Annotated in this window: 9 protein-coding genes (1 of these 9 cut by a window edge); 6 read left to right on the plus strand and 3 right to left on the minus strand. The window is 59.9% G+C overall.

What is annotated here, in order from left to right; all coding sequences use genetic code 11:
- The gene (locus ACR3E0_RS02150) at nt 1-990 is read left to right on the plus strand and encodes a sterol desaturase family protein (protein ID WP_480475738.1); all 990 of its coding nucleotides are present in this window, start codon (nt 1-3) and stop codon (nt 988-990) included.
- On the opposite strand, the gene ACR3E0_RS02155 is transcribed toward ACR3E0_RS02150, so the two are convergent.
- On the minus strand, nt 987-1,928 hold the full coding sequence (locus ACR3E0_RS02155) for a GlxA family transcriptional regulator (RefSeq protein ID WP_480475740.1): 942 nt from the start codon (nt 1,926-1,928) through the stop codon (nt 987-989). The genes ACR3E0_RS02150 and ACR3E0_RS02155 overlap by 4 nt on opposite strands.
- A 77-nt stretch (nt 1,929-2,005) precedes the next feature.
- On the opposite strand from ACR3E0_RS02155, the gene ACR3E0_RS02160 reads away from it, so the two are divergent.
- Genes ACR3E0_RS02160 through ACR3E0_RS02170 form a run of 3 tightly spaced genes read left to right on the plus strand, consistent with a single transcriptional unit; the run spans nt 2,006 to nt 5,954 of the window.
- A complete protein-coding gene (locus tag ACR3E0_RS02160) occupies nt 2,006-3,166 on the plus strand; it encodes an acyl-CoA dehydrogenase family protein (protein ID WP_480475742.1) in 1,161 nt (386 codons plus the stop codon).
- Entirely contained in the window at nt 3,163-5,178 is a 2,016-nt protein-coding gene (locus tag ACR3E0_RS02165; RefSeq protein WP_480475744.1) for an acetate--CoA ligase family protein, read from the plus strand. The genes ACR3E0_RS02160 and ACR3E0_RS02165 overlap by 4 nt, the downstream gene beginning before the upstream one ends.
- Nucleotides 5,175-5,954, plus strand: a complete 780-nt coding sequence (locus ACR3E0_RS02170) for a carnitinyl-CoA dehydratase (protein ID WP_480475746.1) — start codon at nt 5,175-5,177, stop codon at nt 5,952-5,954. The genes ACR3E0_RS02165 and ACR3E0_RS02170 overlap by 4 nt, the downstream gene beginning before the upstream one ends.
- Here the strand turns inward: ACR3E0_RS02170 and ACR3E0_RS02175 are convergent.
- Complete coding sequence (locus tag ACR3E0_RS02175) at nt 5,951-6,583, minus strand: class I SAM-dependent DNA methyltransferase (RefSeq protein ID WP_480475748.1); 633 nt, start codon at nt 6,581-6,583, stop codon at nt 5,951-5,953. The genes ACR3E0_RS02170 and ACR3E0_RS02175 overlap by 4 nt on opposite strands.
- An 89-nt stretch (nt 6,584-6,672) precedes the next feature.
- On the opposite strand from ACR3E0_RS02175, the gene ACR3E0_RS02180 reads away from it, so the two are divergent.
- Nucleotides 6,673-7,518: an SDR family oxidoreductase gene (locus tag ACR3E0_RS02180; RefSeq protein WP_480475750.1), complete on the plus strand. Its 846-nt coding sequence runs from the start codon at nt 6,673-6,675 to the stop codon at nt 7,516-7,518.
- 6 nt (nt 7,519-7,524) lie between these two features.
- Here ACR3E0_RS02180 and ACR3E0_RS02185 read toward each other — a convergent pair whose 3' ends face one another.
- Nucleotides 7,525-9,144, minus strand: a complete 1,620-nt coding sequence (locus tag ACR3E0_RS02185; RefSeq protein ID WP_480475752.1) for a GMC family oxidoreductase — start codon at nt 9,142-9,144, stop codon at nt 7,525-7,527.
- Nucleotides 9,145-9,586: 442 nt separating this feature from the next.
- Here ACR3E0_RS02185 and katG point away from each other — a divergent pair, with 442 nt between their 5' ends.
- On the plus strand, nt 9,587-10,630 hold the beginning of the coding sequence (katG, locus tag ACR3E0_RS02190) for a catalase/peroxidase HPI (protein ID WP_480475754.1). It continues 1,161 nt past the right edge of the window; 1,044 of the gene's 2,205 nt are visible here — the first part of the coding sequence; its start codon is at nt 9,587-9,589; its stop codon lies beyond the right edge, outside the window.

Genomic DNA, 10,630 nt, shown 5'->3' on the forward strand with positions numbered 1-10,630 from the left:
ATGACCGAATCCGCGCATGATCCCGAAGCCGCCCGCTGGAACTACCACCCCGAAGGTCCGGTGGGACTGAACCCTCTGTTCAGCTGGCCGCCGCGCCCCATGGCTGTATTGAGGTGGTATAGCGGTGCGTGGCTGCAGATCACCTCGCTGACTCTGTGTCTGGTGATCGCCGTGATAGCTTATGTGCTCTTTTTCCCTGAATTAGAGTCTATGAAGAGCTTCTCACCGGGTTGGATGTTCCGCATCTGGCTTTTGAACATGGTGCCGCAAATCCTGGTCGCGGGCGGCCTGCATTGGTGGCTGTACATGCGCAAAGGACAGGGCATGTACAAAAAGTTCGACCGCCGGGACCTGACCCGCGACAACGGGAACTTTACGTTTCGCAATCAGGTTCTGGACAACATATGGTGGACGCTGGGCAGCGCCATGACCGTGGCGACGATCTATCAATGGGTGATCTACTGGGCGATGGCGAATGGCTGGGCACCGACCATCACCTGGGCCAGCGCGCCGGTCTGGTTCATCATCTGGATGCTGTTCATCCCCATGTGGTCAGGCTTGCATTTCTATTGGGTGCACCGGCTGGAACATCATCCCAAGCTCTACAAACACGTGCATGCCGTACATCACCGCAACGTCAATATTGGCCCGTGGTCCGGAATTTCGAACCATTGGTTCGAAAACCTCCTGTATTTCACGACCTATTTCATCCACCTGATCGTGCCGTCGCATCCGCTGCATCTGTTGTTTCACAGCTATTTCCAGCAGATCAGCCCGGTTCTGTCCCATTCCGGGTTTGAAAAGCTCAAGGCCGGAGACACCGAGGCCGCCCGCGTCGGGGATTTCTTTCACCAGCTGCATCATCGGTATTTCGAGTGCAACTATGGCACCTCGGAAATCCCGTTCGACAAGTGGTTCGGCACCTATCATGACGGCTCGGCCGAGGCGACGACACGGACGCGGGCCTACAAGAAGCAGATGTATACCTAGCGCGGTCTCAGGGCACGCGGGGTTTCACCGAATTCCGCTTTGAACGCGCGTGTCAATGCGCTGGGATCCTGATATCCGGCGCGCAGGGCAACTTCTCCGATGCTCAGGTCGGTTTCGGCCACCAGCTTGCGGGCGAGGTTCAGGCGAAGACGGCGGTAGACCTGCGTAGGGCCCGCGCCCAGCTCAGCCCGCATCCGAACCGAAAGCGCTTTTTGGGACCGGCCCACCCGGTTGGCAATCTCGGACACCGGTAACGGGGCTTCCAAATGCTCCTGCATGAGAGCGAGGGCTTTGTTGACATATCCACTGGTCGCGCCCGCGCCACCGACATGGGATCGCGCGGAATCGCGGGTCATGAACAGCTGTGCCACTTCCAACGCCAAAGCCTGACCCTGGTCGCGGCCAATCAGGTGCAAAATCAGATCAAAGGCCGCCATGGCACCGGAACAGGTGATGCGATCTTGGTCGATAACAAACCTCTCTCTGACCACATCGACCTCAGGGAACCGTTCAGTAAATCCGGTCAGTTCTTCCCAGTGGATGGTTGCCCGATACCCGTCCAACAGGCCCGCCAAAGCCAGCAGCCAGCTTCCGGTGTCCAACCCGGCCAAGGCGCGATACCGGCCCGCCGCTGATCTCAGCCCCGCCTGCGTGTGCCAGTTCCCATGTGCCCGAAACCCGTAGGACGGCATCACCATAAGAACGTCTCCGCCTGCGCGTTGCAGCGCGTCATGCGGCGCGACTTGCAGGCCCGAGGATGAGGTCACGGGGCCCGGGATCAATGAAAGGAACGTCCAGTCATACAGGGTGCGACCCGACAGGGTGTTGGCGGCCCGCAACGGCTCGACCGTGTTTGCTAGGCAATGGTTCGAAAACCCTTCGAACAGGAGCACACCGATTTGCTGCGGCGCAGAGGGGGATTTAGTCCATTTCTGCATGATAAACGTCTAATCATGCATGAAGTGATTCTCAAGCGTGGTCACGATACGCGCACGCCCAGAGGTGGAGAATTCTGATGCAATATGGCCTGTCCGACGAACAGGAAATGATCGTTTCGACCGTGCGCAGTTTTGTCGAGAACGAGATTTACCCGCATGAAGAGCTGGTCGAACGGACCGGAGAGGTGTCGCAAGAGACAGCGGAAGAGATCAAGCGGAAGACACTCGAGTTGGGCTTTTACGCTTGCAACTTCCCGGAAAGCGTTGGCTGTGCTGGTCTGAACCATCTGGAATTTGCTCTGGTCGAACGGGAGCTGGGCCGGGGTTCGATGGCTCTGAACCATTTCTTTGGACGCCCGCAAAACATACTGATGGCCTGTGAAGGCGAGCAGATCGAGCGTTACCTCATGCCCGCCGTGCGCGGGGAAAAGATGGACGCTCTGGCCATGACCGAACCGGGCGCGGGGTCGGACGTGCGCGGCATGAAATGCGCAGCGGTGCGGGATGGCGGTGACTGGGTTGTCAACGGAACCAAGCACTTCATCTCGGGCGCTGAGCACGCGGATTTCATCATCGTCTTTATCGCAACCGGAGAGGACCAGACGCCAAAGGGGCCGAAAAAACGGATCACGGCCTTTCTGGTGGATCGGGGCACGCCGGGCTTCACCATCCGGGACGGCTACAAATCGGTCAGCCATCGCGGCTACAAGAATATGGTGTTGGATTTCGACGATTGCCGCCTGCCGGATTCACAGGTTCTGGGTGAGGTCGATGGCGGGTTCGAGGTGATGAACACCTGGCTCTATGCCACGCGTATCACTGTGGCTGCCATGTCCGTGGGTCGCGCGCGCCGGGCGTTTGATTACGCGCTGGACTATTCCGCAACGCGCGAGCAGTTTGGCCAGAAGATCGGCAAGTTTCAGGGTGTTTCGTTCCAGATCGCCGATATGATCACCGAGATCGATGCGGCGGATCTGCTGACGCTGGCCGCAGCGGACCGGTTGGACAAGGGTCTGCCAGCGAACCGCGAGATCGCGTCGGCCAAGCTCTACGCGTCGGAAATGCTGGCGCGGGTGACGGATGCGGCGATTCAGATCCATGGCGGTATGGGGCTGATGGACGACTATCCGCTGGAGCGGTTCTGGCGCGATGCGCGGGTTGAACGCATCTGGGACGGTACCAGCGAGATTCAGCGCCATATCATCAGCCGGGACTTGCTCAGGGCACTTGGCGCATGAGGCCACTTGGACGCCTTTTGAACCCAGACTCTCTCGCCGTTATTGGCGGCGGCGCATGGTGTGCACAGGTGATCCATCAGGCCCGCAAATTCGGGTTTGAGGGCGAAATCTGGCCGGTTCACCCCAAGGCCGAACAGGTTGGTGGGGAGCGGGCCTATGCCACGATCGAGGATTTGCCCGCGCCCCCGGATGTTGCTTTTGTGGGCATCAACCGACATGCAACCGTTTCGGCCGTCGCGGCTCTGTCTGCGGTGGGTTCGGGCGGGGCCGTCTGCTTTGCCTCCGGCTTCACCGAAGCGCACGCCGAGGATGATCAGGCTGCCGATTTGCAAACGCAATTGGTGGCGGCAGCGGGTGATATGCCGATCCTCGGGCCCAATTGCTACGGGTTTGTCAACGCGCTGGATCCGGTGGCCGTCTGGCCGGATCAGCACGGGATGGACCCGGTGGAGCGAGGCGTGGCGATCTTGACGCAAAGTTCGAATATCGCGATCAACATGACGATGCAGCGCCGCGCATTGCCGCTGGCCTTTATGCTGACCTGCGGAAATCAGGCGCAGACGCATCAGGCCGATGTTGCCTCGGCCCTGCTGGACGATGATAGGATCACCGCTATCGGCGTTCATATCGAGGGTTTCGGGGATCTGCGGAAATGGGAAGCCCTCGCGCGAAAGGCGCGGGACCGGAACGTGCCTGTCATTGCCCTGAAAATGGGGCGATCCAATCACGCGCAGGCGGCAACAATTTCTCACACGGCGTCGCTGGCGGGCAGCGATGCCGGGGCGCAGGCCTTTCTGGATCGGCTGGGTATTGCGCGCCTGTCCGATATTCCAAGCTTTCTGGAATGCCTCAAACTGTTGCACGTCACCGGTCGCCTCGACAGCAATGGGCTGGCCATGATCAGTTGCTCGGGGGGCGAGGCCAGCCTTGCAGCGGACATGGCCGAGGACCGGGCCCTGCATTTTCCACCTTTGACCGACCGTCAGACAGGTGATCTGCGCGACGCGCTGGGGCCGATGGTGGCCTTGGCGAACCCTTTGGATTACCACACGTATATCTGGCGGGACGCGCCTGCGATGACGCGGGCGTGGAAAGGCCTGGCAGGTCCGGACACGGCCATAACGGTTGCTGTCGTCGATTACCCGCACACCGACGCGACGGATTGGGACTGCGCGACGCAGGCCGCCCTGAATTGTGCGCGGGAGACCGGTCGTCCGTTTGCCGTAGCCGCAACATTGCCGGAACTGATGCCCGAGGATGTGGCGCAAAAACTGCTGGAGGGCGGAGTGGTTCCGTTTGCAGGCCTTCACGAGGCCTTGTCTGCGATTGAGGCTGCCGCACAGCCAATGCCGGTGCTGGCGGAGCCTGTATTGCTGCCCTCGACCTTGGAACCGGATCAGGTTCTGACCGAAGCAAAGGCCAAGGACGCACTGGCCGCCTTTTGTGTGCAGGTCCCGGACCGCGTTGTGACCCGTGCGGATCGCTTTGCGGAGTCGGTGGACGAATTGACCGGCCCCTTTGCGGTGAAAGGCGTGGGTCTGGCGCATAAATCCGAACATGGCGCGGTGCGTCTGGGCGTCCCCTACAGCGAACTGACCCGGATAGTGGCGCAGATCGGGACGCCCGACGTTCTGATCGAAGAGATGGTGACCGGGGGTGTCGCTGAGCTGCTGATCGGAGTAACCCGCGATCCGGCACATGGGTTCGTCCTGACGCTGGGCGCAGGCGGTGTCCTGACCGAGATCATGCGAGACACTGTGTCGGTGTTGGTTCCGTCATCCCGCGAAGCGGTCCGCGACGCCTTGGGAACGCTCGCCTGCGCACCCTTGCTGACGGGATATCGCGGCAAACCGGCCGCTGACATGGATGCCATTCTGGACGCTGTCGAGGCTGTTCAGTCCTACGTTGTTGCCAACGCGTCATGCGTCGGCGAAGTTGAAGTAAACCCGCTCATTTGCAGCCCCGATGCGGCGGTTGCAGTGGATGCGTTGATCCGAAAGGCAAGCTTATGAACCCGATCAAAACCAAACGTGATGACGCCATTTTGCATGTCACGCTGGATCGCCCCAAGGCAAATGCCATTGACTTGGCGACCAGCCGGATCATGGGCGACGTGTTCCGCGAGTTTCGGGATGACCCGGCCCTGCGCGTGGCCATTCTGACGGGCGGAGGCGAGAAATTCTTTTGTCCCGGCTGGGATCTGAAAGCCGCTGCTGACGGTGATGCGGTGGACGGGGATTACGGCGTTGGCGGGTTCGGAGGGCTGCAGGAATTGCGGGACCTGAACAAACCGGTGATCGCGGCCGTCAACGGCATTGCCTGCGGCGGTGGGCTGGAGCTGGCGCTGAGCGCCGACATAATTCTGGCGGCGGATCATGCGACCTTTGCACTGCCGGAAATTCGCTCGGGCACTGTCGCTGACGCCGCCAGCGTGAAACTGCCCAAGCGGATCCCCTATCATATCGCAATGGAGTTGTTGCTGACCGGACGGTGGTTTGATGTGGACGAAGCTCATCGCTGGGGTCTGGTCAATGAGATTGTGCCGTCCGATCAGTTGGCAGACCGGGCGTGGGACTTGGCCCGTCTGTTGGCCAGTGGTCCACCTTTGGTCTACGCGGCCATCAAGGAAGTTGTGCGCGAGGCTGAAGACGCAAAGTTCCAGGACATCATGAACCGGATCACGAAGCGGCAATTGCCGACGGTTGATTTGCTTTATGGGTCCGAAGACAATCTGGAAGGTGCCCGCGCCTTTGCCGAAAAACGTGATCCGGTCTGGAAGGGGCGCTAAATTCTCTCGAACAGGGCGATAAAGGCGGTATCATCCATGTTGGGACCTGCGGCGAGATCGCCGTAGATACGCACCTGGGGCAGGGTGAGATTGCGGATCTGATCCTGTTCCAATCCGCGAAAGGCTTCGGCAAAGCCCAGCTTTTCAAAGTGCTTTGCATTGATCGACAGCGCAAACTGTGCACCGGATCGTGCGACGCGCAAAAGGGCCGGCAGAGCCTCGGGGCCCAGATGTCCGTGGGTGAAGGTGCCGGATGAGACGATACCGGCATAGCTGTCGCGCGGAACCGGGATGCCTTGGGTCAGATCGGCCTCGATCGCGTCGCGATAGATATCCTTGAGCATGGCCTGATGCAGCATCTCTGCACTGATGTCGGTTGCATCAATCGGCCCGACCCCCAGACCGGCCAGTACGCCGCCGCACAGGCCGGTGCCTGCACCCACATCCAGAACCGGGCCCTGTCCGCCGGCGCTGACAAAGGCGCGGGCGGTGTGGATGTGCAACTGATAGTCCTCGAGGGCGGCAAAGTTGTCGTCATAGTCCCCGGCCCATTCGGCATAGAGACGTTTGTTGTCATCCGGCGAGTTCAGCGCGTAGGCCGCGTGTATGTCGGGTGTTTTCTGGCTCATACATTAAAGAAAGGCGCATCGGAGGATTCGAATCAAGTGCGTCCATGCGGCGCTTGCATCCTCGGTTCAGGCGGATCATCAAAGGGCGTATGACAAATACGCTCTTTTCATTTGGTCACGGGTATTCGGCTCAGGCCTTGTCCCGCAGTCTGACGCCAAAAAACTGGCGCGTCATCGGTACGACGCGCGACAATGCGGGCACGGATGCCATCCGGGCCTCGGGCGCTGAACCGCTGATCTGGCCCGGAGAAAAGCCAGACCTTGATGGGGTAACGCATCTGTTGATCTCGACCGCGCCTTCGGCAGATGGTGATCCGGTGCTCGCCGCGCTGGGCGATGAGATCGCGGAACGGGCCGGGCAGTTTGAATGGGTCGGGTATCTGTCGACGACTGCGGTGTACGGCGATCATCAGGGCGACTGGGTCGACGAATCGACGCCGCCCACGCCGTCCGCCAAGCGCGGCCAATGGCGATTGCTGGCCGAACAGCAATGGTCTGCCACTCCGGATCTGCCTGTGCACATCTTTCGGCTGGCGGGCATTTACGGCCCCGGGCGCGGGCCATTTTCCAAGCTCAAGCGCGGCGGCCTGCGGCGCATCATCAAGCCGGGGCAGGTATTTTCGCGCATTCACGTGGACGATATCGCGCAGATACTCATGGCGTCGATGAATGCACCGAACCCGGGTGCCATCTATAATGTCTGTGACGACGAGCCCGTGCCACCGCAGGATGTCATTGGTTATGCGGCGGAATTGCAGGGTCTGCCGTTGCCGCCGGCGATTCCCTATGACGAGGCCGATCTGACGCCGATGGCTCGCAGCTTTTATAATGAGAACAAGCGGGTTCGAAACACACGGATCAAGGATGAGTTGGGCGTGCAACTGCTCTATCCCGACTACCGCGTCGGGTTAAAGGCCTTGATGAAAAGCCGTTAGGGCGCGTTACGTTGCTGCGGCCTTGATCAGGTCGGCCGCTTTTTCCGCAATCATGATGGTTGGCGCATTTGTGTTGCCCGAAACAAGCGTGGGCATGATCGAGGCATCGACAACCCTCAGCCCGTCGATCCCGCGCACCCGCAGTTCCGGGTCGACCACTGCCATGTCGTCTATGCCCATTTTACAGGTGCCGACCGGGTGATAGATCGTATCGGCGCGCGCTCGAATGTGGCTTTCCCAGTCTTCATCGCTTTTGGCGGTGTCGGTTCCGAACAACTCTTTGTGCCGGTATTTGGCCAGCGCGGGTGCTTCGAGGATATCGCGCATCATCCGCGCACCCTTGATCAATGTCTCGAGGTCGCGGTCGTCGGACAGAAAGGCCGGATCAATCGCAGGCGCGGCAAACGGGTCGGCACTTTGCAGACCCACCGTCCCGCGGCTTTCGGGGCGCAGTTTACACACGTGGCAACTGAACCCGTAGCCGTAATGCAGCCTGCGCGCATGATCATCCACCAACGCAATGGTGAAGTGCAACTGGATGTCAGGGCGATCCAGATCAGGCGAGGTTTTCAGAAACGCCGCACCTTCGGCGAACGGGGTGGCCGCCATCGAAACACCGGTTTTTCGCCAGCGCCAGAGGTGCCCCAGCAAACGCGCAGTGCCGACCGGGCCGATGCCGAAATTGTCGGTATCCTTGCTCTTGTAGGCGAGAATGAAATCGAGGTGATCCTGCAGGTTCTTGCCGACACCCGGCAGTTCATGCCGCACGGCGATCCCGTGCCGGGATAGCTCGTCCGCTGCCCCGATTCCGGACAATTGCAGCAGTTGGGGGGACATCAGCGAACCCGCGCAAATCAATACCTCTTGCCGCGCCGAGATCTGTATGTCGGGTCCCTTGCCCTTTTTCCTGTAGATCACGCCGGTCGCGCGCTTGCCATCGAACGTCAGTTCTTTGGCGTGGGCATGGGTGATGACAGTCAGGTTGGGCCGATCCATGACGGGAAAAACATAAGCCGCGGCGGCAGAACATCTTTCACCGTTTCTCTCAGGGTCGTGGAACTGCGTGACCTGATACAGGCCGACCCCCTCATTGTCGCCGCGATTGAAATCATCTGTCCGCCGGTGCTGCATCTGCTCGGCGGCTTCGATAAAGGCGTGGGTGATCGGGCGTGGTTCTTTCTGGTCGGACACCTGCAACGGGCCACTGGACCCATGCAGGTCGTCCGCACCTTGTTCATTGTTCTCAGACCGTTGGAAATACGGCAGAACGCTGTCCCAATCCCACCCGGTGCAGCCCTGAGCGGCCCAGCCGTCATAGTCTTCACGTTGACCGCGGATATAGAGCATGGCGTTGATCGCGCTCGACCCGCCCAAGGCCTTGCCCCGCGGCTGATACCCTTTGCGCCCGTTCAGGCCCGCTTGCGGCACGGTTTCAAACGCCCAGTTTCCGATCTTGGGCCGGCCTGGCAATACGGCGACAACGGCAGATGGCATCCGAACCAGAATGTTGTTGCCATCCCCACCGGCCTCAAGCAGGCAGACGCGTTTGCCCGGGTCCTCGGTCAGGCGGTTGGCAAGGACCGACCCTGCCGATCCCCCTCCGACGATTACATAGTCAAACTCCATCCGGGATCCCTGTTTCCACGACCGGGTTGGCAGTGCCGATCAGTTCGACACGAGGCATGGTTTTCACACTGTCGCCCCAAGCCCGTATCCAATGATACGACAGTGAACGTGCGCGGCAAAATTACAATCGCCGGACACCTGTTGTGACCCAAGGTAATTTTGCGAGGCGTTGAAGTTCCACCGGCGTCGAGCCCATTCGCTGCTATAAAAGCCATAGCTCTGGGTTATGGATATCATCTAAAAACAAAACTTATTTGCATGGTTTTGGTTTGCTATATCTGAGAGGAAGCAAGACCAAAGAGTCGTTGAAGTCCTTCGCCCGCAGATCCGCTCTATCCATCCGGACCCGGCGACTGATTCCAGCGACATATCCCTGTGATCTTGTTCACGACAGAATTGACCGCGCGAAGCACCCGAAACTTTGCCAGCAATGGAGATAGACATGGACGGAAGTGACACCCCAAACATGGGCGGATGCCCGGTAATGCATGGCGCCGGTACCCGGTCAAACAGGGATTGGTGGCCCAATCAGCTGAATCTATCGATTCTGCATCAGCACGCCCCTGCGTCGGATCCGATGGGTGCAGATTTCGATTATGCCGAAGAATTCAAGAAACTGGATCTCAAGGCGCTGAAAGAAGACCTGTACGCGCTGATGACGGATTCGCAGGACTGGTGGCCTGCCGACTACGGCCACTACGGTGGGTTGTTTATCCGCATGGCATGGCACAGCGCGGGGACCTATCGGACTGCTGACGGCCGCGGTGGCGCAGGCAGCGGGTCACAGCGGTTCGCGCCGCTCAACAGTTGGCCGGACAATGGCAACCTGGACAAAGCGCGCCGCCTGTTGTGGCCGATCAAACAAAAGTATGGCAACCAGATATCCTGGGCCGACCTTATCATTCTGGCCGGTAATTGCGCGATCGAATCGATGGGCGGTAAGACCTTTGGATTTGGTGGCGGTCGCGCGGACACATGGGCTCCTGAAGAAGACATCTATTGGGGTGCAGAAACCGAGTGGCTGGCGCCGACCAACAACCCGCACAGCCGGTATTCGGGCGAGCGCGATCTGGAGAATCCGCTGGCTGCCGTGCAGATGGGTTTGATCTATGTGAACCCCGAAGGCCCTGATGGCGAGCCGAACGTGTTGGCGTCGGGTCGGGATATCCGCGACACATTTGCACGGATGGCGATGAATGATGAGGAAACCGTTGCTCTGGTGGCCGGTGGCCACACCTTCGGCAAGGCCCACGGCGCGGGTGATCCGGAGTTGGTCGGTCCCGAGCCCGAAGCTGCGCCGATCGAGGACATGGGTCTCGGTTGGATCAACAAGTTCGGCAGTGGCAAGGGCGATGACACCACGACCAGCGGTATCGAAGGCGCCTGGACGGCAAACCCGATCAAATGGGACAACGGCTATTTTGATCTGCTGTTCGGATATGACTGGAACCTGACCAAGAGCCCCTCGGGCGCATGGATATGGGAG

The organism is Ruegeria sp. AJ12 (assembly GCF_056536245.1).

What these genes read in the sequence shown, in the direction of transcription:
- ACR3E0_RS02150 (WP_480475738.1), top strand. Translation starts at nt 1, where the DNA reads ATGACCGAATCCGCGCATGATCCCGAAGCCGCCCGCTGGAACTACCAC.
- ACR3E0_RS02155 (WP_480475740.1), bottom strand. Translation starts at nt 1,928, where the DNA reads ATGCAGAAATGGACTAAATCCCCCTCTGCGCCGCAGCAAATCGGTGTG.
- ACR3E0_RS02160 (WP_480475742.1), top strand. Translation starts at nt 2,006, where the DNA reads ATGCAATATGGCCTGTCCGACGAACAGGAAATGATCGTTTCGACCGTG.
- ACR3E0_RS02165 (WP_480475744.1), top strand. Translation starts at nt 3,163, where the DNA reads ATGAGGCCACTTGGACGCCTTTTGAACCCAGACTCTCTCGCCGTTATT.
- ACR3E0_RS02170 (WP_480475746.1), top strand. Translation starts at nt 5,175, where the DNA reads ATGAACCCGATCAAAACCAAACGTGATGACGCCATTTTGCATGTCACG.
- ACR3E0_RS02175 (WP_480475748.1), bottom strand. Translation starts at nt 6,583, where the DNA reads ATGAGCCAGAAAACACCCGACATACACGCGGCCTACGCGCTGAACTCG.
- ACR3E0_RS02180 (WP_480475750.1), top strand. Translation starts at nt 6,673, where the DNA reads ATGACAAATACGCTCTTTTCATTTGGTCACGGGTATTCGGCTCAGGCC.
- ACR3E0_RS02185 (WP_480475752.1), bottom strand. Translation starts at nt 9,144, where the DNA reads ATGGAGTTTGACTATGTAATCGTCGGAGGGGGATCGGCAGGGTCGGTC.